Below are 26,909 nucleotides of genomic sequence, written 5' to 3'. Positions count from 1 at the left end.
TCTGCGCAGACAATCCGCGCCTCCCGCGCTACAGTGCGCCGCCGTGTCCGAGGAAACCGTGCTGCCAGACCTGCTCGCGTACGTCGAGTTTTCGGTCGCGGATGGCGTGCGCCTTAGCGCCATGTTGCCCCTGCTCGCGCCGCATTTTCCGCGCTTTGCCGACCATTTTTATCAGCGGGTGCTCGCCGACGCGGGCGCGCGCGCCATCTTTCAGGACGACGCCCAAGTCGAGCGGCAAAAAGGCTCGTTGGTCGCGTGGATGGAATCTGGCCTGCGCGGGCCGTATGACGACGCGTTCTACCAACGGCGGTCACGCATTGGGCGACGCCACGTGCAGATCGGGCTGGCGCAGCACTACATGCTCACCGCGATGAACGTGCTCCGCAATGACTATATCGAGGCGCTCGCCGTGTACGGTGGTGCTGACGCGGCAGGCGCTGGTTTGAGCGAGCAGATCAAGAGCGTCAACCGTCTGTTTGATATCGAGCTCGCCATCATGTTGCGCCACTACCAGGTTCACTCCGAAGAGCAATTGCTGGCACAGGAGCGACGGCGGCAGAATGAAAAGGTCGCCGCCATGCAGGCGCTTACCGCGGGCCTGGCGCACGAAGTTCGCAATCCGCTCAATTCGGCGAAGTTGCAGCTCAGCCTGCTGCAACGGCGGCTCGCCAAGCTCGGCGTTGATCGCTCGCTGCAAGAACCCGCCAAGCTCGTGCACGACGAGATCGATCGCCTCACCGCGCTGCTCAACGACTTTCTCGCCTTTGCGCGCCCACCGCGGCTTGATACGCAGGAGCAAGATCTGCGCGTGCTGCTAGGTCATGTCGTCGAGCTTGAACGGCCGGGCGCCGTCGCGCGCCAGGTCGAGTTGGTCATCGTGCCGTGCGCGACGCCAATGCTGGCGCGCATCGATGGCCCCAAGCTGCATCAGGTGGTGTTTAACTTGGTGCGAAATGCGCTTGAGGCGGTTAACCCCGGCGGTCGAGTCGAGCTCGCGCTGCGCGCTTCGTCCAAGCATGTGATCATTGAGGTCAAAGATAACGGCCATGGCATTACGCCCGAGGTGCTGCAGCGCATCTACGAGCCGTTCTTTTCGACCAAGCCCGAGGGCACCGGCATTGGCATGGCGATCGTGCAGAACTTGGTGCAGCTGCACGGCGGCACGCTCGAGGTGGAGACCAGCCCCCGCGGCACCGTGTTTAAGGTTTTGTTGCCGGCGGTGGTGGCGAAGAGCTAGCCGACGTCGAGGCGTCGGTCGGCGGCGACGGCGTGTCGTCGAACAAGACGCGATGCGGCGGCGTGTCGAGGTCGTCCATTTGGCCGGAACGCACGGTCCAGATAAAGCCGACCACCGCGAGCACCGCGCCGCCGAGGGCAAGCCAGAGGATTAGGTAGTTGGTGGCCATGTGCTTGCTCCAAAAGCGTTCGTGCGCGTAGACGAGGCTAGCACGGTGAGCGACGACAGCGGCATGAGAATCGCGGCCCACAGTGGATGGATCACGCCGAGCACGGCGAGGCCGCCCATGATGACGTTGTAGAACGTAGAGATCGCGAAATTGCGGCGAATCACCCGCATGGTGAGGCTGGCGCTGTGCACCAGCGACGCCACCGGCGCCAGGCCCGCGGTGCGTACAAAGACGTCGGCGGCCTCGATCGACGCATCCGCGCTGCCGTGCACCGCGATGCCGCACGTCGCGGCGGCGAGCGCCGCGGCGTCGTTAACGCCATCGCCCACCATGACCACCGGGCCGTTTGCGCGCAGCGCCTCGATGGTGGCGAGCTTGGCCTCGGGCGTCGCGCCGCCCTGGCAATCTGCCGGCGCCACCGCGAGCGCGGCCGCGACGTGCGCGACGACATGCGGCGCATCGCCGGAGCAAATTTTTACGCGCCAGCCGAGCATGCGCAGTCGTGCCACAGCGGGTGCGGCGTCAGCGCGAAGCGGATCCGACAGCAAAATGACCGAAGACACCGCGCCGCCTTTAGCGACCAAGACAGGCGTCTCGCCACGGCGGGCGGCCTCGTCCATGGCGCGCGCGAGCTCGGACGACATGGTCGCTTGCGACAGCACCCACGCCGGCGCGCCGACAACATAGGCCTGGCCGTCGACGGTGCCGGTGACGCCGCGTCCTGTTTGCTGCGCGACATCGACAGCACCCGCGGCATGCGGCGAAGCGGCGGCCGCGAGCGCGCGCGCCACCGGATGGCTCATGCCGACCTCAAGCGCGGCAACCGCAGGCAAATCATCGCGATGCGGCAGCGCGGCAACGACCGTGAGCTTGCCGTGCGTCAACGTGCCGGTCTTATCGAGCACGACCGTGCCCGGCGTGGCGAGGCGCTCGAGCGCATCAGCGCCTTTGATCAAGATGCCGCGACGCGCGGCGCGGCCCAGTGCGAACGACACGGCGAGCGGGGTTGCCAGCGCAAGCGCGCACGGGCACGTAACAATCAGCAGCGCCATGGCGTGCTCGGCGCCGGCGCTCCACGAAGTGATCACGCCGTGCGCGACAAAGGTGAGAATGGCGACCGCGAAGACCACGGCGACAAAGCGCCCCGAAACGCGATCGACCATCTGCTCGACGCGCGAGCGCCGGCGATGCTGTTCGTCGATGCGCGCCACCAATTGCCCGACGCGCGTCTCCTCGCCCAGGCTCGTCGCGACGATCGTCAGCGGCGCGGCGACATTGAGCGTGCCGGCAAACACGGTGGCACCGACGGCGACGTCGACCGGCTGTGATTCGCCCGTGAGCAGCGCCATATCGAGCGCCGAGCTGCCGCGGCGAATCACGCCGTCGACGGGAATGGTCTCGCCGGCGTGTACGACCACCGCGTCTCCGATGTGAATGGCCTCGATCGGCGCGTCAATGGTCGCGTCGTCGGCGCCAATCACGCGCCGCACCCGGCTGCTGGTGAGGCCCAGCAGCATCTCGGCCGAGGTCGAGGCGCGGCGGTAATGGCGCGCCTGCACCCACCGTGCGAGCAGGAGCAGAAATACCAGCATTGCAACGGTGTCGAAATAGATCTCGCCGGTGCCGCGCAGCACGTTGAGCGTGCCCCACCCAAGGCCCGCGGCGATGCCGACGGCGAGTGGAAAATCTAGGTGCAGGCGCCGCTGCCGCAATGCCGTCCACGCGCCGCGAAAGAAAGGCATCGCGGCATAGGTAATCGTCGGCACCGTCGCGATCATCGACAGCATGCGAAAAAATTGCGTGTCCTGCGCGTTCATGTCCGACAGCCAACCGGCGTAGAGCGCAATCGCCAGCAGCATGACGTTGCCAACCACCGCGCCGGCGACGCCGATGCGCAGCAAGAGCGCGCGATCTTCCTTGCGTCGCGCCAGATCGCGATCGATGCCGCGGTACGGATGTGCCGGATGGCCCACCCGATCGAGCCGCCGCGCGATGGCGGACAGCGCGGTGCGCGTAGGATCAAACACCAGATCGAGCCGACTACGCCCGATATCGGCGCGCGCCTGCGACACGCCATCGAGCTGGGTCGGCGCCTGCTCGACTAGCCACACGCACGCGGCGCAACGCAGATCTTCGAGAAACAGCGAGGTGCGCGCCAGCCCGTTTTCGGCGACGGTGACGTAGAGCTTGTGAAACGCCGGATCGTCAAACTCGGCGTAGCTGCGGCCGCTGCTGCGTGCCGGCGCGCGCACGCCGGCGATGTCGTAATAATGGCCGAGCTGCTGATCGCGCAGCACCTCGTAGACGGTCTCGCAGCCGGCGCAGCAAAATGCCAGGCCCGCCTCGCTTGGCGTCACACCCGCGGGCAGCGACAGGCCACAATGGCTGCAGCCCGGGGTCGACGAAGCTTGCGCGGCCGCGACCGCCGACACTAGTGGCCCCCGTGGCAGGCCGGCAGTTCGCCCTTGGTCACGTCGACCGTCTTTGCCGATGCCGCCGCCTCGTCGCGCGCGAGCAATGGCGCGCGCATGGATAAGGCCATGAGCCCAAGCACGACCACCGTGATCGCAGTGACTAACGGCAGTTTCTGCCGCAGATAGCGTAAAACCGGCTCAAACAGCGTTAACGCGCCGGTGAGCGCGGGCACCGTCCCCGCCCAAAATACCGTCATCACCGCGAGCCCGCCAAGCACCGTGCCCGTGCCCGCCGCCAAAATTACAAACGACCACAGCCAGCCGCACGGCAACAGCCCGCTAAGCGATCCCATGAGCACGGCGCGCCGCCCCGGTGGCGTCTTCTGCAAACGCACCAGCGACTTGCGATACAAGGCATTTTTCACCGCGATCGGCCGCATCCCGAGCGCAACGGCTAAATGATATAGCCCCCACGCGAGCAAGACGCCGCCGGCGACGATCATCGCAAAGCGCTGCACGTTGAGCGCGCGTCCCGCCAAATCAAAGGTCTTGCCCGCGAGGCCGGCAAGCGCGCCAAGCAACGCATATACGCCAAGGCGCCCGATCGCATGCCCCGCCGCAAACCGGCCGCGCCCCGCGCTCTGCCCCATTGCCAACGATGCCAACGGCCCGCACATCGCCACGCAATGCAGCGAGCCAATAATGCTCGCCGCAAACACCGTGGCGATAAGCGACGCGGTCATGGCTTGATTTCGACCTCTTGCGTATCGATAAATTTGCCCGCTGCGGTCTCAATGGTGACCTCAACGTCGTAGAGGCCAACGGGTAACGCCAACGCGGTCTCATAGCCGCCGCTCGCGGGCGTTAACACGATCGCCCTATCGAGCTCTGGGCGGCTGCGATGGCGGATGGCGACGCCAACGCGCGCGTCGGTGACCGCGCCGTTTCGACCGCGCACTCCAAGCGTCCACGTCGAGGCGGTCGCGACGATGCGCGTGCTGAGTCCCATTTGGCGATTAGTCCCACGCTGCGCAATCTCCCTGTCGTAGGTTGCCGCGCGCTGATAGTAGTCCGGGATAACCCGCCGCGCATCGGCCGGGCCCGCCGCGATCATCAGCATCCCGACCATGCCGACGTTGCCGAGCAGCAAGATCAGCACGACGCCGATCCACCGCTTGCCCGGATCGCGCCACCACGAGCCGGCGGCGTTCGCGGGCTCGGCGCCCCCTGGGTTGGCTGTGCTAGTGGTCGTCATGATCGCCCTTTTCTTTTTCATCGTCATGCTCGGGCCCAAACAGCGTGATCGCCAGTTCGCGGCGAAACCCGGCGTCGTCGGTGAGCAAGATTTGCGAGGCGTGCTTGCCGTGCTCAAAGTCCACCTTGGCGACGCTGATAAACACCGGGATGGTGGTGGCCTTCTTGGCATCGAGTTGCAGCGGCGAGGTTGGCGAGATGAGCTCGCCCTTGGCGTCCTGTAGCGCGATGCGATAGACGCGATGCGCTTCGGACTTGTTCTCGATCTTGACGCGCACCGAGGTCGCGATGCGCCCACCCGGCAATTCCTGATACGTCACTTGCGCGTTGCGCACCACCCACACATCGGTGCCGCCGCGATGCGACAGGTTATAGGCAAACAGGGTCAGCGCGACCAAGATGCCGATGGGATAGAGAATGGTGCGCGCCCGCACCACCTGCCGAGGCTTGCCCTCGAGCTCGTTTTGCGACGAATAGCGGATGAGCCCTGTCGGGCGCCCCAGCTTTTCCATGATCGGCTCGCAGGCGTCGATGCACTGCGTGCAGCCAATGCATTCCATCTGCAGGCCGTTGCGAATATCGATGCCGGTCGGGCACACCGCGACGCAGGCGTTACAGGCCACGCAATCGCCCTGCGCCTCACCGACCACCGGCAAACTCTTCTTTGACCCCGGCTTGCCGCGCGGCTCGCCCCGCGCGACGTCGTAGCCAACAATCAGCGAATTCGGATCAATCAAGACCGACTGCAGGCGCCCATAGGGACAGGCCACGGTACACATCTGTTCGCGAAAATAGGCAAAATCAAAAAACACGAGCGCGGACACAAACATCACGGTGGCAAAGCCAAACGGATGCTCGCTGGGCACATTGCCGATCCATTTTACCAGCCGGTGCCAGCCGAGAAAATACGACAAAAAGATGTTGGCCATGGCAAACGCGATGACCGCAAAAATCGCCCATTTAGCCAAACGGCGCCAGGTTGGGCGTTTTTGATCGAGCGCCTTGCGCTGGGTCGGCCCGCCCTCAAGCCAGCTCTCGATGGGGCGAAAGACAAACTCCATGTAAACGGTTTGCGGGCAGCCCCAGCCGCACCAGATGCGGCCAAACAGCGCGGTTATCCAAAAAATGGAGAGCAACGACGCAATGCCGAGCAAGAGCAGCAAGAACGTGTCGCTGGGGCGAAACGTGGTGCCAAACAGCGTGAACTCGCGCGCCAAGATGTCGAGCAACATCGCCGGCTTGCCGTCGATGGAGATGATCGGCAGCGCGACGAACAAGGCAATCAGCGCGTAGCCGACCACCGCCCGCTGCCACCACAGCCGCCCCTTGACCAGCTTGGGATGAATCCAAAACCGCGAGCCGTCGTTGTTGAGCGTCGAGAGGACGCGCTCGGGGGCTTGCTTGGGCGCGGTCATTGTGCCCTACGGAATCGCGTATGGCGAAACCGCTTGACCTTCCGCGGCCTTGCCGGCGACGTTCTGGCCGCGCAGCGTGGCCGTGTACGCCGTCACGTCGACCACCTGCTCGTGCGTCAACATGGTGCCCCACGCGACCATGCCCTTGTCGATGACGCCATCGCGGATGGTCTTGTAAATGTCGAGGCGCTGCGCACCGTGGATCTGTGACATGTCGGTCAGATTTGGCCCAACCAAGCCCGCACCGGCGGGGCCATGGCAGCTGACGCAATTGATCGTAAACACTTCTTTGCCGCGCGCGAGGACCGCCTGATCTTTGCTGGCGGCGGCGAGCGTGGCCTCGGAGATCTCGGCGGCTTCCTTCGCCGCGACGTCCTTTTTAAGCTTGGCGTAGTCCGCCCACTCAGCGGCATAGGTTTCCGTCTCGGATTTTCCAGGGCCGCCACCGTGAAACCAAATGAAGTACGCCACCGAGTGGATCACGCTGAGCACCAAGATGGCGGTCCACCAGCCGGGCAGCGGATTATCGAATTCTTGGATGCCGTCGTAGTCGTGGCTCAGCAGCGGTGCCCCCGTGGTGTCGCGTTGAGGCTCGGCTGGTTTGATGGTTGGTTCGCTCATCGGCTTGGCTCCTTGGTCCCGTCTTCGAACGGGAGCTGGCTCTTGTATTCAACGGTCTGCTTGCGATAGAGCAACGCACGCACGCCCACCGCGATAAAGACGACAAAGAAAATAATGAGCGCCGCGCCGGTAAAATCGGCGACGCCCATCTTCGACATTAGCTCAGAAAGACTCATAGCCACCTCCGTTGCCTGACGACGCGGCGCCCGCGGCGGCCCGCGGCACATCCTTGGTGATGTCGGTGCCGAGGCGCTGCATGTAGGCGATGAGCGCAATTACTTCTTTGGTCGCCGTGCCCTTGGGGCCGCCCTGCGCCGCCAAATCCGTGGCAATCAGCTCGGCCTGCTGCCGCGCCACCACGCCGGCATCATTGAGCACGTCGCGGCTATAGGGTTGCCCCAGCATCGCCAGCCCGTTGATGCGCGGCTGGATGGTGTCCCACTTGATCTCCTGGCGAAGCAAGTGTGGGTACGGCGGCATCATGGACTTCGCCGACGTCGAGGTTGGCTGCTCGAAGTGCATGTAGTGCCAGCGATGATTGCGTCCCTTCTGACCTTCGCGGTGCAGATCGGGCCCGATGCGGCGGCTGCCCCATTGAAACGGCCGATCATAGATAAATTCGCCGGGCTTGGAGTATTCGCCATAGCGCACGGTCTCGTCGACAAACGGGCGAACCATCTGCGAATGGCAGTTGTAGCAACCCTCGCGAATGTAGATATCGCGGCCATATTGCTCCAGCGGCGTATACGGCGTCACCGAGGCGATGCGCGGCACGTTGCTGCCAATGAGAAAGGTCGGAATAATCTCAAACAGCGAGGCGACAATGACCGAGAGCGTGACGAGCACCGTGAAGACCATGGGCAGGCCTTCCCAGCGGCGATGCAGCTTGACCTCGGGGCCGTCGGCGACCGCCTTGCCGAGATCTCGCACCCGCGGCGGCACGCTGGCGGTGACGTCGGCGTAGACCGCAGGGCGCGTGGTCCACGTCTTGTAGATGTTGTAGGCGCCGATCAACGTGCCCACGAGGTACATGGTGCCGCCGAGGGCGCGCACCCAATACAGCGGGATGAGCTGCAACATGGTCTCGAGGAAGTCTGGATTTTGCAGACGCCCCGTATCATCAAACGCGCGCCACATCAGGCCCTGGGTGATGCCCGCGGTCCACAGCGAAAGCACATAGAGCAAGATGCCGAGGGTGGCGATCCAGAAGTGGACGCCGGCGAGCTTGATCGAATACAGCTTGGTTTGAAAGAGCCGCGGCACCAGCCAATAAAACATGCCGAACGACATGAAGCCGTTCCAGCCGAGCGCGCCGCCGTGCACGTGCGCGATGTTCCAGTCGGTGTAATGCGACAACGAGTTGACGCTCTTGATCGAGAGCATCGGGCCTTCAAATGTCGACATCCCGTAGAAGGTGATGGCAACCACGAAAAACTTGAGCACGGGGTCTTCGGCAACGCGCTTCCACGCGCCGCGCAGGGTGAGCAGGCCATTGATCATGCCGCCCCACGATGGCATCCACAGCATGACCGAGAAGATCATGCCGAGCGTCGACGACCACGCCGGCAGCGCGGTGTAGTGCAGGTGATGCGGCCCGGCCCAGATGTAGATAAACACCAGCGACCAAAAGTGAATAATCGATAGCCGATAGCTATAAACCGGGCGATCCGCCGCTTTCGGCAAGAAGTAATACATCATGCCCAAAAATGGCGTGGTTAGGAAAAAGGCGACCGCGTTGTGGCCGTACCACCACTGCATGAAGGCATCTTCGACGCCGGCGTAGATCGGATAGCTCTTGAACGCGCTGACCGGAATGACGAGGTTGTTGAAGATGTGCAGGATAGCGACGGTGATGATGGTGGCGATGTAGAACCACAGCGCGACATAGATGTGCTTTTCGCGGCGATTCCACATCGCCCCAAAGAAGTTTACCGCGAAGGTCACCCACACCACGGCGATGGCAATGTCGATCGGCCACTCGAGCTCGGCGTATTCCTTGCCCTGGGTGATGCCCAGCGGCAAGGTGATGGCGGCGGCCACAATAATGAGCTGCCAGCCCCAGAAATGTAAGGACGACAAGAGGTCGGAGAACATCCGCGTCTTGAGCAGCCGCTGCGAGGAGTAATAGATGGCCGCAAAGATGGCGTTGCCGGCAAAGGCAAAGATCACCGCGTTGGTGTGCAGCGGCCGCAGGCGGCCAAAGCTAAAATATTGCGTCACGTTGAGGCTGGGGACCGCGAGCTGGAGGGCGATCCACAGCCCCACCAACATGCCGACCGCACCCCAGACGATGCTGGCGGTGACGAACTTGCGAACAATTGCGTCGTCGTAAACTACGGTTTCTGTCTGAGCCATGAATTCCTCAGCGAACCCAATAGCAACTTACGTGCCGTCATAGAACTGGCGGAGGTGGTAAGTTGGTTACAGTTACGCGCAAAAATTGCGTGGCATTGGCCATCGCTCCCCTCTCCTATGCAAGGAACGCGCGCGACAATTCGCCACGCCTGCGTCAATTTGCCATGGTGGCTGCCATGCCGGTTGTCATGCCGGTTGTCATGCCGGTTGGCATGCCCTTGGTTGTGACGCTCGGCCGCAGCAACGTTGCTAGTTTAGGCGCACAAAAACGTTGCCCAAGACGCTGCATTTGCTTACCAACGCCTCACAATGAAGACAACTATTCGGTCAGTAAGGTCCCTCCTCCTCGGCAGCGCAACCCTTGCCCTCGTCGCCGCCGCCACCCTCGCGGCGTGTGGCAAGAAATCCAACGAAATGGATGGCGAAGCGGTTAAGACGGCGGGCCAGACCGCGGTTGCCGCGGCACCAGCGGCGGCGGATTCGCCCGCAAAGGCCGAAGCCAAGGCGCTGTTTGGTTCGCTTTGCTCGACCTGCCACGGCGCCGGTGGGCGGGGTGATGGGGCAGCCGCCGCCGGACTCAACCCAAAACCGCGGGATTATTCAGACAAAGAATGGCAAAAATCGGTGACGGACGAGCAAATTGCCACCGTGATTTTGAAAGGCGGCGCCGCAATTGGTAAAAGCCCTACCATGCCACCCGCGCCCCAACTCGAGTCTAAGCCCGAGGTTGTCGCCGAGCTGGTCAAAATGATCCGCGTCATCGGCGAGTAACTTTATGGAACAGTCATCCGCACATTCTTCTGAAAGTCGCTTCATCCAACACCACTACGACGACGCCAAGCATCAATTTGATGCCGGCAAGCTCGGCATGTGGTTCTTCTTGGTGCAGGAGATCCTATTTTTCTCGGGGCTCTTTGTCGCGTACATCGTGTACCGCTCGTTTCACCCCGAGATCTACGCGTACGCCCATAGCTACCTCGATGTCACGATGGGCGCCATCAACACCGCCGTGCTGCTGGTCTCCAGCCTCACCGCGGCGTGGGCGGTGCGCGCGGCGCAGCTAAATCAGCAGCGGCTGTTGGTGGGGCTGCTCTTGGCGACCATCGCCTGTGCGTTTGGCTTTTTGGTGATCAAGTATTTTGAGTACAGCCACAAGTTTCACGAAGGCCTGGTCTACGGCGCGAAATTTGATCCGTGCATCACGGCCAGCGGCAAGCCCTTGGTCAACAAAGGCAATAAGTGCCCCGGCCACAAGTCGACGATCATCTACGACTTCGCCGCCGCGAAAGCCGCGACGGGCTGCATTGAAGGCGATCTGGATAAGGACAAGGCCGCGCCGGGCATTCAGGCGTCGTGCGGCGTCACCGAACGCATCGTGACGTTCCGCAAGAACGGTGGCGCGACTGAGAAAGTCGAAGAGAGCAGCCGCAAGATTGCCTCCTGCGAGGAAACCAAGCATGTGGCGCCATGCTGGCAAGTCTCAGCCAACCCGGCCGTGTGTCCGCGCGGCGCGGATGGCCTGCCGCAACATGCGATCTTGGTGGAATACGGCGATCATCTCGCGCGTGGCGCCAAGGTGCAAATCGAGGCGGCGTGTAGCAAGGCGTCGGCCGAACCTGCCCCCGCTGATCCGTATGCCGCGTCAGCACCCGTGGCATCCGGCGCGATCAAGACCGAGGCGAGCGGCGCAGGCGCGGTAGCCCATGGAGGCCACAACGCCTTCAAAGATGGCCCGCCACCGGCGAAGACCAACATGTTCTTTAGCATCTACTTCGCGATGACTGGTCTACATGGCATTCACGTCATCGCCGGCATCATCGTCTTTCTGTGGCTGTTTTTGCGCGCCATGCTCGGTCATTTTGGCCCGACCTATTTTGGGCCCATTGACTACGCGGCATTGTACTGGCACTTAGTCGACTTGATTTGGATCTTCTTGTTTCCGCTGATGTATTTGATCCACTGACGCGAAGTGCTTACAGACGACGATGCAAGACGTAGCTTCTCTCGTCGCAAAATACGCCACCGCGGGACCGCGCTACACCAGCTATCCGACGGTGCCATATTGGGAGAGCGAGGGCTTTTCGCCGGCCGCCTGGCAAGCGCGCCTAGTCGCTGCGGTAGGCACACTGCCATCGCCCGCGCCGATCTCCATTTACGTCCATTTGCCCTATTGCGAGAGTCTGTGCACCTTTTGCGGCTGCAATCGGCAGATCACTAAAAAGCACGACGTCGAGGGGCCGTATATTGAGGCGTTGCTAACGGAGTGGGCGGCGTGGCGCGCGGCGCTGCCCGAGGTCGCCATTGCCGAGTTGCATTTTGGCGGCGGCACGCCTAGTTTCTTCGCGCCGGCGCGGCTGGCGCAATTGGTCGACGGCCTGCAAGCGTTGGCGACACCGCTGGCCGCTGCCGAATGCGAGTACAGCTTTGAGGGCCATCCCGGCAATACGACGCGCGCACATTTGGAGGCGCTCGGGACGCGTGGTTTTCGCCGGGTTAGCTTTGGCGTGCAGGACTACGCGCCTGCGGTGCAGCAGGCTATCCATCGCGTGCAGAGCCCGGCGCAGGTGCGCGGCGTGACGCAGACCGCGCGCGAGCTCGGCTACACCTCGGTCAGTCACGATCTCGTTTACGGGCTGCCGAAGCAAACCCTGGCCTCGCTGCGCGAGACGATCGCAACCACGATCGCGCTGCGTCCCGATCGCATTGCGTTTTACTCGTATGCGCACGTGCCGTGGATCGGGAATACCGGCCAGCGCGGATTTTCCGAGGCGGATTTGCCAACGCCCGCGCAGAAGTTGGAGCTGTTTTGCCTCGGCCGCGAGCTGTTTATGGCGGCGGGCTACGAAGACATCGGCATGGACCACTTCGCGTTGCCAGGTGATGACCTCGCGCGGGCGACGCGTGGTGGCACCCTGCACCGCAATTTCATGGGCTACACCACCAGGCGCACCGAAGTGATGCTTGGCCTGGGCGCCTCGAGCATCAGCGACTGCGGCACCGCGTTTGCGCAAAACGAAAAGACGGTGGCCGATTACATGGCCTTGGTGCAGGCCGGCACGTCGCCAGTGGTGCGCGGCCATCTGCTAACCGATGACGACGTCGTAGTGCGCCGTCATATTTTGGCGCTGATGTGCCAGGGCACGGCGACGTATGACCCAAGCGACTGGCCCGCCGAGATGCGTGCGGACATCGAAGCCGGGCTGCGCGAGCTGGTGCACGACGACCTTGTCCGGCTTGAAAGCGACGTGGTGAACATCACCCCAGCCGGCCGTACGTTTCTTCGCAACATCTGCATGCTATTTGATCGCCGCCTACACGCGGCGCCCACGGCCGCGCGCTTTTCGGCGACCGTCTAGCGGCCGCGGGCCCCCCGACGTGGACGCGCCATGCCGGCAGCCCGCCTACCGATGCGCCTATTAACCTACTAGGCGACCGCCCTATAATTCGGACATGTTTAAGCTTTTCTTGCTGATCGCGCTGTTTGCGTTCGCAGGCGCATGCACGGTCACGCCCGACGTAACGTCGTGCGACGAGCTGTTGTGTCCAAGCGGTACCCAATGCGATGGCCACGGGCGTTGCGTTGCCGACCTCGCGCTGGCGGCGTGCGAAAACAAGGCCGAGGGTGCCGCCTGCCAAGTCATTGCCGGCAGCAATCCAATCGACAACGGCGCGTGCCTGCCAACTTCTTGCGTCGCGATTGGCTGCGGCACCGGCATCATCGACGAGGCTGCCGGCGAGGTCTGCGCCGACACCAATCGCGATAGCGGCGACGGCTGCTCCGCCGACTGCAAGTCAAACGAAACCTGCGGCAACGGGGTGCTCGATCCGATCAAGGGCGAGAGCTGCGACGACGGCAATTTTGTCAACGGTGACGGATGCCAGGCCGGCTGCATCGTCCCGACGTGCGGCGATAGCGTCACCGACTTGCAGTTCAACGAGATTTGCGACCAAGGCGCCGCCAACAGCAACGCGCCCGATGCGGCCTGTCGCCCCAACTGCCAGCCGCAGCGCTGCGGCGACGCCATCATCGACGACGGCGAGGTCTGCGACGACGGCAACACGACGCGCGGCGACGGCTGCTCGCAAGAATGCCAATCCGATGAGACCTGCGGCAACGGCGTCATCGACAGCATCACCGGCGAGACCTGCGACGACGATAACAATGACAACGACGATGGCTGCTATTCAAATTGTCGCCGCTGTGGCGATGGCCAGCTCGATGCTGGCGAGACCTGCGACGACGGTAACCTTGTCGCCGGCGACGGCTGTACACCCGATTGTCAGTCCAACGAAAGCTGCGGCAATGGCATCGTCGATTTTTTCGCCGGCGAGCAATGCGATGATGCAAATGCCCGCAGCAGCGACGGCTGCGTCGACGTCTGCTTGGCCGAGACCTTGATTTGGGACGAGGTAGACGCTATCGAACCAATCAGCAAGCGCCGCCACCACGCCATGGCGTATGACCCACGCACCAATACGGTGGTGCTTTTTGGTGGCCTATACAATGAGCAGGTCGGGGGGCACCCAAATGAAATGGCGCTAGGCGATACGTGGATTTGGCGCGATGGCGTGTGGACCCAAGTGTTTCCCGCAGCGACGCCGGCAGCGCGCTGGGGCCACACATTGACCTATGATCCTCTACGTCAAACGATGGTCTTATTTGGCGGCAACCTGAATGAGTTTTCCAGCTACGACGACACCTGGGAATGGGATGGCGTCAGTTGGACGCTGCGAAGCCCCGCGAACTCGCCGCCCGCGAGGACGATGCATGCGGCGGCGTTTAGCCATGCAGAGGGCAGGATGATCGTTTTCGGCGGCACGACGGCCTTGGTGTGGGGCAGCCTGCTTGGTGACACGTGGGCCTGGGATGGTGCCGCATGGTCTCAACTAGCCCTTGCGCCCGCGCTGTCGCCAACACCGCGGGTCTACCACGACATGGCCTACGATCAGCAGCGCCAACGCCTCGTGCTCTTTGGTGGCAGCGACGCGGACACATGGAACGGCAACTATGGCGACACCTGGGAGTGGGACGGCTCGAGCTGGGTGGAGATCGCTGCGGTTGATCCGCCCACGCCACGTCGCCTCCACGCCATGGCCTATGACGCCACCACCCAGCGCGTGCTTATTTATGGTGGCCATGCCGGCGATGACGGCGTGAGCAATGACGACCTGTGGTCGTGGGATGGCGCCACGTGGTCGCATCAACCCACCGGCAGCAAGCCCTCAGCTCGCTTGGCACATGACATGGCGTGGGTCGCCTCGCAAAATGCGATGCTGATCATGGGCGGCGAAGATGGCATGTTTGGCCTCGGCTATGACCCAAGCTTGCAAGACACGTGGCTACTCGCGGGCGCGACCTGGCGTGACGCCTCCGCCTCGCAAGAAATTGTGCCGATGGGCCGACATGCCGCCGCCTATGACGATGCGCGCGGCCGCGTGGTGGTTTACGGCGGGTACGACTACAATTATGGCGAGCAGCGGCAAACCTGGGAGTGGAACGGACTGCGATGGATCTTGCGCACACCGGCCGTCTCCCCAACTCCCTTCGCGGACCATGCGATGGCGTACGACGTAGCCCGCCACCGCACCGTGCTGTTTGGCGGCCGCGCCCTATACGGCTCGTCGCTCGCCGAGACGTGGGAGTGGGATGGTGAGAGCTGGACCAATGTAACGCCCAACGATGGGCCGTCGGCGCGCAGGTTAGCCGCCATGACCTATGATCACGCGCGTCAGCGGGTCGTGCTGTTTGGTGGCGAGATCGCGGGTGGCAATGCGAGCGACACCTGGGAGTGGAACGGAGCGGTGTGGACACCACGGACGGAAGGTGTGCCACCACCTTCGCGTCGCGGCCATGCGATGGCTTATGACGCCATCCGCCAACGCATCGTCATGTTTGGCGGCATCGGCACCCGGTTTGGCAGCTATGGCGATCTAGCCGATACGTGGGAGTGGGATGGCGTCAGCGGCTTGTGGGAAGAGCGACTGTCTGCATCCGCGCCTGAAGCGCGCGCGCGCCACGCGATGTATTTTGATTCGAGGCGTGGGAGCGTGATTGTGTATGGTGGCGATAGGCCAGGCGGAGGCCCGTTGCCACCCGTGCCGCGCGGCGACTTATGGGAGTGGGACGGCGACACCTGGACCAAACAAATCTTCTCGCTGACGCCACCAGCGCGCCAGGACACCGCGGCAGCCTACGATGCCAGGCGGCAGCAAGCCGTGCTCTTTGGCGGCTGGAGCGGCGTCGATGAAGAATTTTATCCGATTGTGCGCGGCGATACGTGGCTGATGACCTCAACGGTGCTCGGGACGACGGCAGAGCATTGCGACGGCTATCAAGCTGATCTCGATGGCGACGGCTATGCTGGTTGCGACGACCCCGACTGCGATGGGATTTGCGATCCGTTCTGCTTGCCGTACACCTCGTGCGACCCCGGCCGCGAATTTTGCGGTGACGGCGAGTGCACAGGGGCGAGCGAAAATTGGGCGAACTGCCCCACCGATTGCGAGTCGGCGATGTGCGGCGATGGCGCTTGCGGCAGCGAAGAAAACCTGGCCACCTGCGCCGCCGATTGTCACGTATGCGGCGACCTCATCTGCAGCGCGCCGCAGGAGAGCCAGGCTACCTGCGCCGTAGACTGCCCTTAGACCGGGAGGCCGCTCGACAGAGGCCTACGTTCCGACCCGCAAAGTTAGACACCGGCATGAGCCCCAGGTAGGGTGACCATACATCATGTGGCTGGGCGTATTGGCGGCAGGCGTGGCGGCCCTCATCGGAGCCGGACTGGCGCTCGCGCGGGTGCCAGCCGTCGTGCTGCATGGCATTCGCGTGCTGGCGTTATGCAGCATGGTGCCTGCCGTGATGCTCGACGTGTTGCCGGAGGCGACCTTGGCTATGGGACCGTTTGCGCTGGTGTTGTTCGCGCTCGCCTTTTTTGTGCCAAGCCTGGCGGCGCACTATGCGCCAACGCGCAGCACGACCAGCGTGCTCACGGCGGCCTTTGCCGCGCTGGTGATCCATAAGCTGCTCGATGGCTTTGCGCTTGGCACGGTCACCGGCCACGACGAGCACGTACATTGGAACGTCGTGGTCGCGGTTGCGGCGCACACGATTCCGATGATGTGCGCCATGGGCATTGCGTTTGCGCCGTTTGGCAGCCGCGGCGTGTGGCTGCGCGCGCTGGCTGTGGCGGCCGCGATCGCGATTGGTGCGCTCGCGGGTGACGCGGGCGCGGCGTCGCTAGGCACCGCGGCGCCGGCGCTTAACGCGATTGCCGCGGGTTTGCTGTTTCACTTGCTGCTCCACGATTTGCATCCGCCGCGGCGCACGCCCAAGGTTAAGCTCGCTGAGCTCGCGGGCGCGCTGGCTGGCCTAGGCCTGGTGTGGCTGACCATGAGCGGCGATGCGCACGGCAATGCCCATGGCCACGCCGAGGCCGCCGCGCACGCGCACGAAGGCGTGCAGCTCGCGGTGTGGGATATCGCCACGATGGTTGCGCCGTGGTTGGCGCTGGGGCTCTTGCTGCGCACCGCATCGCACGCGGTGCAGGCCCGCTGGCCCGCGCTCACCGCGGCGCGCGCGATGACGTTGTGGGAGACCGCGGCGCCCGCGCGGTGCGACACCGCGAGCTTGCCGCCGTCGCGTGACGCGAGCGGCCTATCGCGCTGGACCTATGCCTTGATGTTTCCGTTTGTCGCGGTCGAGATGATGGGCTTTGCGTTTTTTGCCGGCCTGTGGTGGCACGTCGCGTTTGTAGGCGCTGCCGCCGCTAGCGCCGCGGTGGTCGCCTTGCTCGCCTCCGCGTGGGTGCGTCGCTATGGCGCCGCGCCGCATAAGCACGGGCATCGGCACAGCCACGGGCATGACCATGGCGAGGCGCATGGGCACAGCCATGATCACAAACACGGCCACGATCACGCCTCTGCGGCGCCAGCGCTGAGCACCTGGCGCTTTGCCGTCGAGGCCATGGCGCACGACGCCGGGCGCATCAGCCTTGGGCTCTTGCTTGCCATTTTGGTTCTCATCTCAGATCATCACGGCACCTGGGCCACGCTTGGCTGCATCATCGGCGCGGCGGTCGCCGGGATCTTGTTTGCGCCGATGTGGTGGGTCGCCCTCGGCACCACGCTTGTCGCCGCGCCGTGGCTGGCGATCACCGCGCTGGCGCTGATGCTCGCCTATCGCGCGTACCTCGCCACGCCGACACATCTCGGCGCGAAACGCTTCGCGCTAGCCGCCGTCGCCGCGCTTACCTGGCTGGCACTGATGGCCATGGTACCCACCCTGCTCGCCTCGCTAGAGCCCACAACCGTGCTTGTCTCCAAGCTCGCGACCACCGACTGGCGCGTCACCCTCGCGCCGTGGGTGACGTGGGCCTCGGTCGGCGTCTTAGCCGCGCTCGTCTCCACCAGCGCCTGGACGCATGGCCTCGCGTCGTGGCTCGCCGGCCTGCACAACCATCCGCACCGCGACGTCGGCGATCACTGGCAGGAGCAGTAGGACCGCCGCGGTCTTCGCCGTGATGGACTGGCATTCGCGGCACATAACGGCCTGGCGCCTATCCAACACAATCGACTTAGGCTTTTGTGGCCGAGTTACTCGCCGGAAGCTAGTGCAGCGACGTCGGCCAGATCTTGGGGGCGGGCGGTGGCGCGTTTGTTTTTTAGTAGCGCTGCCAAGCCGATGACCCTTACCTCTCTACCGCCTACCGTGAGCATTCGACAGTCCGCGAACGCTTCTTCGAAGGTGATGCCAGTCGCCTGGGTAAGTAGGTCAATGCGGCAGGGAGCGACACCCAGCTGAAGCACACCGCCGGGAATTGCGAATTCACTCTCCGTGACCCCAAATTGCTGTAACGGCGCACCGAAGGCTACAAGGGCTTGAAACACCTTCCGCGAATTCTCTGGGCTTGGTCGTAAAAAAATGTCGATATCTTTGGTCGCACGCGGGTGGCCGTGCATCGCCACCGCGTAGCCACCCACGATGACAAAGTCGGCACCAGCCTCTGCGAGCTCCACCAGAAGATCGCGAAAATCTTCGGGCAGCGCGAGATCCACGTCGCTCATGATGTTCGCGCAGGCCGGAACACGATCGGCAGCTCCGATCTGCGATGAGTTGGCAGCGATCGCCCCGCCAGCAGCCATTGCTGCGTGGAAAGGCGTGCAGCAAGGGCCACGGCAGCAGCACCAGAAATCGGTGCGACGTCCGTCGACCCATCACGGCTGAAAGTCATTCGGGATTGCCGATCAACGGCGCGCAAGCGACGATCGCGTTGATCCATTGTTAGAGTATATCGCGTTCTTGACTCTGGGGCATAGGAAATTCCGGGTGCATCTCCCAGGCGATGTTGCATAGGTGTTTGAAAATATGACGAAATACTTGGCAGGCCGACTGAAGCATTAGATTGTGATCTACCTATGAATCCCCGTCCGGTTGAAGTATGGCCACTCGACAACTTCGCGCTCAAGGTGAAGTTTTCTGATGGTGACGTGCGCTGCTTCCTAGCCACGGCATATCTCCACTATCCGGCCTTTCACGCGTTGCGCGACCCCGGCTTTTTTCGGCAGTGCCGGGTTGAGCGCGGCACCGTGACGTGGCCGGACGGCACCGATTTCTGCCCGGATACCCTGTATCTGGAGAGCAAGCCCATTCCCTAAGGCATCGGGGGCGCCGCGAAAATAGCTCAGCCGCCGGGCCATTGAGGTCGCGCCACCGCGCGATAGCCGGCACCGACGCGCCGTGGCTTGCTGGCCTGCACAACCATCCGCACCGCGACGTTGGCGATCACTGGCAGGAGCAGTAGTTCGGCGACAACATGTAGCAACGATCTCAACAGTCTGAAATCGATACCGTAAATGGGCTGCTTCGGGCGCTGCCACTGTGTACACTTGCAACATGACCACGGAAGCGGCCTTGGCAACGTTTTTTGCCTCACGTCCGGAAGTGCTTGAGGCTTATGTCTTCGGGTCAACCGCCCGCAACGATACGAGACCGGACTCAGACCTCGATCTGGCGGTATATATCGATCGGTCAGCGCCCACCCCGCCGTTGGGGCACCAGGTTGAACTGCTGACGGAACTTACCGCCATCGCCAAGACAGAGGCGGTCGATCTTGTCATTTTGAATCACGCGACGCCGCTGCTTTACCACCGCGTGCTGCGCGACGGGCGACGGCTTTATGCCAAGGATTTGGCAGCGTCCAGCCTGCGCGAAGCCGACGCGCTGTCGCGTTACGCCGACGATATTGTACGGCTTGAACAAGTACGCGCTGCCTTTTCGCCGACCCCCGCGAAGGGCGCCGTATGAGCCCAGGGGTGCTTGATCGCGGCACGCTGGAAAGGCGCTTGGAACAGCTCGAGTCGTATGTCGGCGACGTCGAACAATTGGGTGCCATAAATCTGGCGACGTTGACCAATCGCACGTTGCATCTGGCGGTGGAGCGCGCGCTGTTTCTCTGTGCTCAACTAGCGCTAGATATAGCGACGCAGATCGCTGCCTCGCACGGGCGATCGACGGAAGGCTATGCCGATGCCGTCGACCAACTCGCCGTGTTGTCGGTGCTGCCGCGCCCCTTCGCCGATCAGTTTCGCAAGATGGCTGGTTTTCGCAACATCTTGGTGCATGGCTACAGCCGCCTAGATGACGCGGTGCTCGTCGAAGTAGCCGCGACACGGCTAAACGATTTCCGCATGTTCATCGGGCATGTTCGCGCAACGTTGTAGCCAGTCGACCTAGGCGTTCGATGTGTGGCCGCCGGCTTTATAGGGAACGTGAGCTGCGCCAAGCCGGCGATCATTGAGACCGACGAGCATTCACTGCATGACCGGCAAAGCCGTGACCAGCGCGGGGCTGCTCTGGGTGTCGGTGGTGTCGACGCTGTTGCCGTGCAGGTGGATGGAGCCGACCGCCGCCGCCTGCGCTGTAGATCTTCGAACCGCCCGGTGCACAACTGCTGGTGGCCGCCTGTCCGCCGCCCCCGCCGCTGCCATATATGGTCGCCCCCGTGATAACGAGGCTCGTCGCCGCGGCAAGCGCCAAACGCCCGCCGCATCGCTATCATTGAAGCCGGGGGGCGCTTGATAGCAATTCGCAACGGCGAGCAGAGTGCCGAACACCACGCCCCTCAAGAGACGGCTGCCGTTTGACGAATGCTGCATTGGCGCCGACACGGCTAAATCATATTAGGCCGCGCAAGCAAAGACCGTGCTTTGGCATACCGAGCGAACGTGGGAGCTTGGATGAGCTTATCCCACAGCCCACCGCGTGGTAGCAGGCACGCCGCTAAGTCACGGCAAGGCAGGATACCCGAGGATAACGCGTTTCGGCCTACGCGCAGGACGCTAAGGCAAATGCGCGCCTTACATGCATTCTGCCTGACACGACGTGCAGCTTGCATCTCGCGTGCGCGCGCCGTGCGCAATTGCAGCGCGCAGGTGGCAGAATTCATTTCAAGAACTTTGGCGCGCTTGTTGCTACTTGCTAATGCACAACAAAAACAAAACAACAAAGCGAAAAAAACATGAATAAGCATTCTCGGTTACCTGAACCAGTTCAGGCGCCCGTGGGTGGCACAGAACCTCGATCAAATGATCGAGGCTACGGCCCTCATTGCGCCCAAAATCCCCTCTCGCCGGCGACAGAACGCCACCCCTCCCGGGCGCAGGCCGGCTTTACGCTGACTGAGCTAGTGGTTGCTGTGGCGTTGATCGGCATCTTGAGCGCCGTCGCGGTTAATAGCGTCAAGCCCGTCGGCATGCCGCAGGTCTATAAGAACGCGGTTGCGGACATAGCGCAGATGCAGCCCCAGCGCAGCCAGGTAGTCACCGATGGCACCACCGCGGGTGCCATCGCGCTTGGTGCCCCCGACGCTCGAGGCGTGATTGATGCCGTGTTCTTGAGATGTCAAAACAACCCAGCCAGCGCCCTGTGCGAGGACGACCCCAATGCCACGTATGTCCGCCTCGAACTCAAGACGCTTCGGGCAAACGGTCAACTTGAGCCGATCCGGCATACCGATATTTTTCAATTCAAGAGCCACGGCGGTGGCAACTTTGATGCGGTCTACGTGTTTGCAGCCCCCCTCTTCACGGCCAACCTAGACGAGCTTTATCAAGTGGACACATTTTCTAACCGGCAGTGGTTCGGCGGTCGGAATTACGGCATCTTCACGCAAGGCAACGTCGGTGAAAACACGCCCCACCGAACGATCTGCTACCAGAATGCGACCTGCGATCCGGTTTCGTACTTGATTTACGGGTTTAATCAAACTGGGTGTCTTGGCCAACAAGCCTCGATGATTTCCATAAGCATGACGGGCAGCATCCTTAGCAAATCTGTCGACTACGGCGCAGGCTGCTAGCCTTTACCTGCTCGCCCGCGCCCGGCTAACGCGCGCTGCACTTGCGTGCGGCGCTAGGCGTCAGCCCATTTTTATTCCTCGACGGCAAAGGAATCGCCATGCCATTGCTAACCTCTTCAATCGTTTCTCCCCCCTCCTGCATTTCTGCAAGCCTGAGCCAGCTCAACCAACGCCGCGCGCGGCGCGAAGGTGGATTCACGTTGACCGAGCTGGTGGTCACGGTCGCCATCATCGGCATGCTTGCGGCGACGGCAATCTCGGCCACCAAGAAAACCTCTACCAAAGATGCGCCCGCCACGGCCCAGGCCGCGCGCGCGGCACTTAGCCAAGCATTTCGGCTCGCACGGAATTCGCAGGCGACGCCGGCGGACGCGCTGATTGCCGGGCTGCCTCCCGAGGTGCGCGGCTCGATCCGCATCCGCACCCAGCCCGACCCAACCGGCGAGTGTTACGATGAGTGGCGAGATGCGCCCTATAAGCAATTTATAGACCTAATGGTGCTGCAACCAGGCGGCACGATGGCGCTCGAATTTAGCGAGCAGCTGCCGTGCGGCGGCGCCACGATCACGGGCGTGGCGCGTCAGTTTGATGTAACCGGGCACTGCAACGTTGTCACCTGCTGGCCGGGCAATTGTGATGGCGGCACCTTGCGCTGCGACGACGCAGTGCCCGGCATAACCGGCACCCAATCAAAATACGCGGCCACCGTGTTCTATGAACCTTATTGCTATACCAATGGCACCTGCGACCCCGTCACCGTCTATTTTGAATCGCAAGATCGCCTAACCAAGGCGCCTTGGACCGTCTCAAACCGGCAGGTGTCGTACATGGCATTGTCACTGACAGGCAGCGTGGTCGGTGGCAAATACACCGCGAGCAATCAATAAGGCTCGGCCGTCGCGCTAGCCCACCTGGCTATTTTTTGGCGCTGCTCGCAAGTTGCTGCCGCAGCTCGGCTAGCTCGTGTGGCGCTAGCTTCGAGGTCGGGGTGACGAAGGCGTCCTCGTTGGCGGTCGCCAGGCGCACAAACGCCGGCCGAGTCGGCTGTGCCTCTTCGTCGTGAAAGCGGGGGTGCGTGATCTCCGTCCCCATGGCGCCGCCGTCAAACACCGTGGCCTCGGGGACACCGAATTCGGCCAGCGCCTCATCGGCCTCCTCTAACGGCGAGGCTGGTAGGGCATCGAGGCGGCGAGCAATGGCCGCGACCTCGGTGGCGCTGGGTGTGCGCTTGGGTGGCCGGAGCAGCTCGTCGCTAATCGCCGCCGCTTCGAGTTCCCAAATAGGCTTGGTCATAAGGCGTTATAATTATGACAGCATTGAATCGATAATTTCAAGCGCGCTATGACCGCGTGCGTTCGCCGGCATCGAGCGCGGCGCTGCGAGGATCTTCGACCTGGCGCAACGCCGCAATGGCGTCGTCAAACGCCAGCTGCGCGGTGCGGCCCGCGCTGTCGATGATGGGCCCGAGCGCGCGCCACTGCGCGACGAAGTCGTCGGCAGCCTCATTCGGCGTGCGAAAGTCTTGTTGCAGGCCGACCTTAAACTTGGCCACTGATTGGGTAAGGATTTCCGCGATACGCGCGGTCGACTCGTCGCCTTGCAGCTTGGGCGACGGCTTGGGTAGCATGGCCCGCACGCTGGAGATGAGCGCCACGCGTTGCTTGTTGGTGATGGCCGGATCGAGTGAGCTGCCGCGCAAGCCGGCTCGATCCGTTTGCAGCGCGTGCAAAGCGAGCTGCTCAAGCTGCGACAGCAAGTTCGCATCCGGCACAATCTCGCGCGTCGCGAGCGCGGCGACTTGCTCGCGAATGGCGAGGGTCAAGGCGCCGACGCCTTCACTCGCCGCCAACGCCTCGGCGACCTTGGTCGCCAATTTCGCGAGTTCGTCACGCATGGCCTGCGCGACGGCATCCCGCGCCGCATTGCGCCGCTCGTACAACGCATCGCCGGCCGTGTTAACGCGCTGGCGCAAGGCCGCCGCGGTGCGCCCGGGCACGAAGCCAACGTTTTTCCATTGTTGTTGGAGCTGCTTAAATTTGCCGGTGGTCTCCGACCAACTGCCATTAAGCGGCGCTTTCGCCACGAGTTCCTCGATTTGCAGGACCAAGGCCTCGCGCTCGCTCGCGGCGCGGCCCTGCACCTCGCGCTCGGCCTCGACGACCGGCTTGCGCGCCTCAAAAAAGCGGCCGCACGCCGCGCTAAAGCGATCCCATTGACCTTCGGTAAATTGGCGCGGCACGTGCCCGGTGGCCTTCCATTCCGCCTGGAGCTGGCGAATAGCCTCCGTGGTGACCACCCAATCAGTACTCGTCGAAAGCGCCTCGGCTTTTTTTATCAGCTCCTCGCGCGTTGCGACTTGCGCGGCCATGAGATCGCTCGCCTTCGCGCGTTCATCGCTAATTCGATGAAAGACCGCCTCGCAGGCCGCCTGAAATTCATTCCACAAGTCGCTGCCATAGGCCGCCGGTACCGAGGCCACGAGCTTCCACCGCGCCTGAAGGCCGCGCAGCTGCGTCGAAAGCTCGCGGGCTTCGCCCTCGGTCAGCGGCTGCCTGGCGAGTTCGTGGGCTTCGTTGATTAGCGCCTCTTGCTTCGGGACGTTTTGTTTGCGCTCCCAATCCGGCGCCTTGCGTGCCGCGCGAATGCTTTCGGCGCGTTGGTCGCTCTGCTCGCGATAGTGCTGCTGGCGCGCGTGGCGGTCGCCTTCTTCGAACTCCCCCGTCATGGCAAACGCGCGGTTGGCTTCGTCGAGCGCGCGGCTAACCTCGATCAGATCGTCTTCATCGGTCAGAGCCTCTAGGTCTTTGACCATCGCGCGCAACTGGCTGGCCAGCCGCATGCCTGGACGCGCTTGGTCCGCCTCTCGCGGCGCCAGTGCCGGCGTCGCTATTGAATCGTTGCTACCCATCCGGCGCCGCACCGCGGGTCCGTCGGCTTGCCTAGCCGTACCTAACGCGGGGTCAATGATGCGCTGGGTCGCGGCGTCCCAGCGGTCAAGCAGCGCCTGATCAACGCGATTGACAGGCGGCCATTGTTGGGTTAACGCCGCCAAGCGCTCGGCGGCAACGGCCTGATCAAGTCGGTCGGCGAGGTCCTCTGCCTGTTGCACCAAGTCGATCGCGTCACCGTGTTCGCGGTGCCCGTCACCAACCGCGTTTGCTCCTTTTACCGTCGGCTTGAGATCAGCCAGGCGCGCTTGGGCTCGCTGCCGAACCTCGGGGTCTTGCGCACGCGCCGCCACCGAAGCCAGCGCATCGCGATCGTCGAGATGATCGACTGCCTTGCATCCGATCTCGCGATCTGCCTCCAAGGCAACCGCACGCAAGGTCACCGCGAGAAGGCTCACATCGCAGCCAAATGCCAAGAGCCCTGCCAGCGCGGCCTGTGCCTGTTCACCGCCACTACTCGCGACATGACCCCACTGGGTAGCCGCCTTTTCAGATGCAAGTTGTCGCAAGGCGGGGTCACTCTGCCGCTTCGCAACTTCGGCGAGAAGTTCTGGCGGCTCGAGCCGCTCGATCGCAAGCTTGCGAATGGCCAGGTCTTCATCGGTGGCGGCCAGCCGCGCGAGAATCGCGACGTCCGAGTCGCCCCCGCCCAATTTATTGACGGCGGCGCGGCGAGCGGCGGTGGTGCCTCGCTGCACATAAGCACGAAAGAAGTCGGTCGCTCCTTTGGTTCCCTTGCGCTCAGACATGCAATTGATAATTTAACATGCGGAACAAGAGTTCAGCTAGGAATCCCTGGCTCGGGACGCCTTAACTTTCAGCGCGCTGCGATGGGTCGTGTAATGTGCGCGCTACGACGCCATGGTGTTCGCTGCGGCGCAACACGGCTAGCCCAAGCATCGCGGCGCCGCTCATGCCTATGCAAGCGAGCCAAAGCGCCCCGTAGCCAAAGCGCGCCGCGAGGTGCATGCCGAGCAGCGGCGCGAGCACGTTGGCAACGGCATAGGCGAGCGAATACATCGCGAGGTATTGGCCTTGGGCGGCGGCATCCGCGCGCACCGAGACCCAAGTCGACGAAAACGGCATCACGAAAATTTCGCCAAATGAGATCGCGATCGTATAGCCCAACCCGGCGACCAGCGCAGCCTGGGCATCGAGCGTAAGTAGGCAAACGTACGAAATGGCGTACAAGCCCATGCCAAAGCGCACCAAGCGCAGCGGCGACCACTTGGCCTCGAGGCCAAAAACTAAGGGCATTTCGACCAAGGCAACGATGGCGCCATTGAGCGCGGCCAATCCTCCGATCTGGGCTTCGGTCCAGCCAAACACGTCTTTGTAGTAGATCGGAACCGACCACACGATCGGCAAGAACACCATGGCGCCAAGAAACGTGCACCACCAAAACAAAACGAACGGGCGATCTTGCCATGCCGAGCGCGGCGAGGCGGCGAGGCTCGGGGCGATCGTGGCCGCCGCTTCGCCGGCGGTAGCCGATGCGAAAGGTGCCGCTTGCGATGGCGATGCCGGGGCGCTTGCCGCGCCGAGATCACGCGGCACCCGCCACCATAAAAAGGCCGCAGCCGCGAGGCACGTCAGGCCGTCGGCCCAAAATAGCCACGCCCAACCGAGGTAGTACGCCACCACGCCGCCGATGGCTGGCGCCACCGTCCAGCCTATGTTAAACGACAGCCGCACCAGCGAATACGCACGCGTGCGATTGCTGGCGCTGCTCGCGCGCAGGACCGCGACGCTATTGGCAGGGCGAAACACCTCGGTGATAAAGCCCAGCATCAACATGAATGCAATCATCGGCCAAAATGTTTTCACCTCGAGCAACGCGATGAGCAACACGCCGTTGAGCGCCAGGCTGCCAAACTGCACCGCGAAGTAGCCGAAGCGATCGGTCAGCCAGCCGCCGGCAAACGCGCCGGCAATGGCGCCGACGCCAAAGCAGGCGGTGATATAGCCGATCTCGCCGAGGCCAAAGTGCAGCGCCTCCTTGAGATAGAGCGCCAAAAACGCCAGCACCATGCCGCCGCAGCGATTGACCAGCGAGACCAGCGCAAGCAGCCATACCGCGCGGGGCAGGCCGGCAAACGAGGCTCGCCAGGTAGCGGCGGCAGCGCGCAACATAGGCGAT

General features: G+C 63.1%; 23 protein-coding genes and 1 pseudogene. 11 read left to right on the top strand and 13 right to left on the bottom strand.

What is annotated here, in order from left to right:
- Nucleotides 1-43: 43 nt before the first annotated feature.
- On the top strand, nt 44-1,237 hold the full coding sequence (locus tag IPL79_15665) for a GHKL domain-containing protein (GenBank protein ID MBK9072417.1): 1,194 nt from the start codon (nt 44-46) through the stop codon (nt 1,235-1,237).
- On the opposite strand, the gene ccoS is transcribed toward IPL79_15665, so the two are convergent.
- From ccoS to ccoN, 8 genes are read right to left on the bottom strand one after another with little or no spacing between them, the layout of a single operon-like run.
- On the bottom strand, nt 1,200-1,406 hold the full coding sequence (gene ccoS / locus IPL79_15660) for a cbb3-type cytochrome oxidase assembly protein CcoS (protein ID MBK9072416.1): 207 nt from the start codon (nt 1,404-1,406) through the stop codon (nt 1,200-1,202). The genes IPL79_15665 and ccoS overlap by 38 nt on opposite strands.
- Entirely contained in the window at nt 1,388-3,838 is a 2,451-nt protein-coding gene (locus tag IPL79_15655) for a heavy metal translocating P-type ATPase (protein MBK9072415.1), read from the bottom strand. The genes ccoS and IPL79_15655 overlap by 19 nt, the downstream gene beginning before the upstream one ends.
- Nucleotides 3,838-4,563, bottom strand: coding sequence for a sulfite exporter TauE/SafE family protein (locus IPL79_15650; protein ID MBK9072414.1), 726 nt, complete (start codon nt 4,561-4,563; stop codon nt 3,838-3,840). The genes IPL79_15655 and IPL79_15650 overlap by 1 nt, the downstream gene beginning before the upstream one ends.
- The gene (locus IPL79_15645; protein MBK9072413.1) at nt 4,560-5,075 is read right to left on the bottom strand and encodes a FixH family protein; all 516 of its coding nucleotides are present in this window, start codon (nt 5,073-5,075) and stop codon (nt 4,560-4,562) included. The genes IPL79_15650 and IPL79_15645 overlap by 4 nt, the downstream gene beginning before the upstream one ends.
- Nucleotides 5,062-6,489 carry a cytochrome c oxidase accessory protein CcoG gene (ccoG, locus tag IPL79_15640; protein ID MBK9072412.1) on the bottom strand — a complete coding sequence of 476 codons (1,428 nt, stop codon included), beginning with the start codon at nt 6,487-6,489 and terminating at the stop codon, nt 5,062-5,064. Before ccoG ends, IPL79_15645 begins: the two co-directional genes overlap by 14 nt.
- Nucleotides 6,490-6,495: 6 nt before the next feature.
- The gene (locus IPL79_15635; protein MBK9072411.1) at nt 6,496-7,110 is read right to left on the bottom strand and encodes a c-type cytochrome; all 615 of its coding nucleotides are present in this window, start codon (nt 7,108-7,110) and stop codon (nt 6,496-6,498) included.
- A complete protein-coding gene (locus IPL79_15630; GenBank protein MBK9072410.1) occupies nt 7,107-7,286 on the bottom strand; it encodes a CcoQ/FixQ family Cbb3-type cytochrome c oxidase assembly chaperone in 180 nt (59 codons plus the stop codon). The genes IPL79_15635 and IPL79_15630 overlap by 4 nt, the downstream gene beginning before the upstream one ends.
- A complete protein-coding gene (gene ccoN, locus IPL79_15625) occupies nt 7,273-9,465 on the bottom strand; it encodes a cytochrome-c oxidase, cbb3-type subunit I (protein ID MBK9072409.1) in 2,193 nt (730 codons plus the stop codon). Before ccoN ends, IPL79_15630 begins: the two co-directional genes overlap by 14 nt.
- 414 nt (nt 9,466-9,879) lie before the next feature.
- On the opposite strand from ccoN, the gene IPL79_15620 reads away from it, so the two are divergent.
- The 5 genes and pseudogenes from IPL79_15620 to IPL79_15600 all read left to right on the top strand — a co-directional run bounded on the left by IPL79_15620 (nt 9,880) and on the right by IPL79_15600 (nt 17,962).
- Nucleotides 9,880-10,236, top strand: coding sequence for a c-type cytochrome (locus IPL79_15620; GenBank protein ID MBK9072408.1), 357 nt, complete (start codon nt 9,880-9,882; stop codon nt 10,234-10,236).
- 985 nt (nt 10,237-11,221) lie between these two features.
- A pseudogene (locus IPL79_15615) lies at nt 11,222-11,428 on the top strand (cytochrome c oxidase subunit 3).
- A gap of 22 nt (nt 11,429-11,450) precedes the next feature.
- The gene (hemN, locus tag IPL79_15610; protein MBK9072407.1) at nt 11,451-12,821 is read left to right on the top strand and encodes an oxygen-independent coproporphyrinogen III oxidase; all 1,371 of its coding nucleotides are present in this window, start codon (nt 11,451-11,453) and stop codon (nt 12,819-12,821) included.
- A gap of 94 nt (nt 12,822-12,915) precedes the next feature.
- A complete protein-coding gene (locus IPL79_15605) occupies nt 12,916-16,110 on the top strand; it encodes a hypothetical protein (GenBank protein MBK9072406.1) in 3,195 nt (1,064 codons plus the stop codon).
- A gap of 85 nt (nt 16,111-16,195) precedes the next feature.
- Nucleotides 16,196-17,962, top strand: coding sequence for a hypothetical protein (locus tag IPL79_15600; protein ID MBK9072405.1), 1,767 nt, complete (start codon nt 16,196-16,198; stop codon nt 17,960-17,962).
- Nucleotides 17,963-18,057: 95 nt separating this feature from the next.
- On the opposite strand, the gene IPL79_15595 is transcribed toward IPL79_15600, so the two are convergent.
- Nucleotides 18,058-18,483 carry a nucleotidyltransferase gene (locus IPL79_15595; protein ID MBK9072404.1) on the bottom strand — a complete coding sequence of 142 codons (426 nt, stop codon included), beginning with the start codon at nt 18,481-18,483 and terminating at the stop codon, nt 18,058-18,060.
- 396 nt (nt 18,484-18,879) lie between these two features.
- Between IPL79_15595 and IPL79_15590 the strand changes: the two genes are divergently transcribed.
- Nucleotides 18,880-19,119 (top strand): DUF2442 domain-containing protein, encoded by a 240-nt coding sequence (locus IPL79_15590; protein MBK9072403.1) that lies wholly within the window; start codon nt 18,880-18,882, stop codon nt 19,117-19,119.
- 26 nt (nt 19,120-19,145) lie between these two features.
- Here IPL79_15590 and IPL79_15585 read toward each other — a convergent pair whose 3' ends face one another.
- Nucleotides 19,146-19,295, bottom strand: coding sequence for a hypothetical protein (locus IPL79_15585; GenBank protein MBK9072402.1), 150 nt, complete (start codon nt 19,293-19,295; stop codon nt 19,146-19,148).
- Between the two features lie 62 nt (nt 19,296-19,357).
- Here IPL79_15585 and IPL79_15580 point away from each other — a divergent pair, with 62 nt between their 5' ends.
- From IPL79_15580 to IPL79_15565, 4 genes are all read left to right on the top strand, one after another.
- On the top strand, nt 19,358-19,768 hold the full coding sequence (locus tag IPL79_15580) for a nucleotidyltransferase domain-containing protein (GenBank protein ID MBK9072401.1): 411 nt from the start codon (nt 19,358-19,360) through the stop codon (nt 19,766-19,768).
- Nucleotides 19,765-20,184 carry a DUF86 domain-containing protein gene (locus tag IPL79_15575; GenBank protein ID MBK9072400.1) on the top strand — a complete coding sequence of 140 codons (420 nt, stop codon included), beginning with the start codon at nt 19,765-19,767 and terminating at the stop codon, nt 20,182-20,184. Before IPL79_15580 ends, IPL79_15575 begins: the two co-directional genes overlap by 4 nt.
- Nucleotides 20,185-21,149: 965 nt before the next feature.
- Complete coding sequence (locus tag IPL79_15570; protein ID MBK9072399.1) at nt 21,150-21,821, top strand: hypothetical protein; 672 nt, start codon at nt 21,150-21,152, stop codon at nt 21,819-21,821.
- 98 nt (nt 21,822-21,919) lie between these two features.
- Nucleotides 21,920-22,708: a type II secretion system protein gene (locus IPL79_15565; protein ID MBK9072398.1), complete on the top strand. Its 789-nt coding sequence runs from the start codon at nt 21,920-21,922 to the stop codon at nt 22,706-22,708.
- 28 nt (nt 22,709-22,736) lie between these two features.
- Here the strand turns inward: IPL79_15565 and IPL79_15560 are convergent, their stop codons facing one another.
- From IPL79_15560 to IPL79_15550, 3 genes are all read right to left on the bottom strand, one after another.
- Nucleotides 22,737-23,114 (bottom strand): hypothetical protein, encoded by a 378-nt coding sequence (locus IPL79_15560; protein ID MBK9072397.1) that lies wholly within the window; start codon nt 23,112-23,114, stop codon nt 22,737-22,739.
- A gap of 46 nt (nt 23,115-23,160) precedes the next feature.
- Complete coding sequence (locus IPL79_15555; GenBank protein ID MBK9072396.1) at nt 23,161-25,518, bottom strand: DUF349 domain-containing protein; 2,358 nt, start codon at nt 25,516-25,518, stop codon at nt 23,161-23,163.
- 61 nt (nt 25,519-25,579) lie between these two features.
- The gene (locus IPL79_15550) at nt 25,580-26,902 is read right to left on the bottom strand and encodes an MFS transporter (protein MBK9072395.1); all 1,323 of its coding nucleotides are present in this window, start codon (nt 26,900-26,902) and stop codon (nt 25,580-25,582) included.
- Between the last annotated feature and the right edge of the window lie 7 nt (nt 26,903-26,909).

Source organism: Myxococcales bacterium (genome assembly GCA_016716835.1).
In the GTDB taxonomy this organism is placed as follows: domain Bacteria; phylum Myxococcota_A; class Polyangia; order Haliangiales; family Haliangiaceae; genus JADJUW01.
Note: the sequence above shows the minus strand (reverse complement) of the source record. Positions and strands in the feature narration are given on the sequence as shown.

Excerpts from the sequence above, each read along its gene's own strand:
- ccoN (MBK9072409.1), bottom strand. The coding sequence starts at position 9,465 with ATGGCTCAGACAGAAACCGTAGTTTACGACGACGCAATTGTTCGCAAG.
- IPL79_15555 (MBK9072396.1), bottom strand. The coding sequence starts at position 25,518 with ATGTCTGAGCGCAAGGGAACCAAAGGAGCGACCGACTTCTTTCGTGCT.
- IPL79_15645 (MBK9072413.1), bottom strand. The coding sequence starts at position 5,075 with ATGACGACCACTAGCACAGCCAACCCAGGGGGCGCCGAGCCCGCGAAC.
- ccoS (MBK9072416.1), bottom strand. The coding sequence starts at position 1,406 with ATGGCCACCAACTACCTAATCCTCTGGCTTGCCCTCGGCGGCGCGGTG.
- IPL79_15560 (MBK9072397.1), bottom strand. The coding sequence starts at position 23,114 with ATGACCAAGCCTATTTGGGAACTCGAAGCGGCGGCGATTAGCGACGAG.
- IPL79_15600 (MBK9072405.1), top strand. The coding sequence starts at position 16,196 with ATGTGGCTGGGCGTATTGGCGGCAGGCGTGGCGGCCCTCATCGGAGCC.
- IPL79_15650 (MBK9072414.1), bottom strand. The coding sequence starts at position 4,563 with ATGACCGCGTCGCTTATCGCCACGGTGTTTGCGGCGAGCATTATTGGC.
- IPL79_15565 (MBK9072398.1), top strand. The coding sequence starts at position 21,920 with ATGCCATTGCTAACCTCTTCAATCGTTTCTCCCCCCTCCTGCATTTCT.
- IPL79_15620 (MBK9072408.1), top strand. The coding sequence starts at position 9,880 with ATGGATGGCGAAGCGGTTAAGACGGCGGGCCAGACCGCGGTTGCCGCG.
- IPL79_15550 (MBK9072395.1), bottom strand. The coding sequence starts at position 26,902 with ATGTTGCGCGCTGCCGCCGCTACCTGGCGAGCCTCGTTTGCCGGCCTG.
- hemN (MBK9072407.1), top strand. The coding sequence starts at position 11,451 with ATGCAAGACGTAGCTTCTCTCGTCGCAAAATACGCCACCGCGGGACCG.
- IPL79_15590 (MBK9072403.1), top strand. The coding sequence starts at position 18,880 with ATGAATCCCCGTCCGGTTGAAGTATGGCCACTCGACAACTTCGCGCTC.
- ccoG (MBK9072412.1), bottom strand. The coding sequence starts at position 6,489 with ATGACCGCGCCCAAGCAAGCCCCCGAGCGCGTCCTCTCGACGCTCAAC.
- IPL79_15635 (MBK9072411.1), bottom strand. The coding sequence starts at position 7,110 with ATGAGCGAACCAACCATCAAACCAGCCGAGCCTCAACGCGACACCACG.
- IPL79_15605 (MBK9072406.1), top strand. The coding sequence starts at position 12,916 with ATGTTTAAGCTTTTCTTGCTGATCGCGCTGTTTGCGTTCGCAGGCGCA.
- IPL79_15630 (MBK9072410.1), bottom strand. The coding sequence starts at position 7,286 with ATGAGTCTTTCTGAGCTAATGTCGAAGATGGGCGTCGCCGATTTTACC.
- IPL79_15580 (MBK9072401.1), top strand. The coding sequence starts at position 19,358 with ATGACCACGGAAGCGGCCTTGGCAACGTTTTTTGCCTCACGTCCGGAA.
- IPL79_15575 (MBK9072400.1), top strand. The coding sequence starts at position 19,765 with ATGAGCCCAGGGGTGCTTGATCGCGGCACGCTGGAAAGGCGCTTGGAA.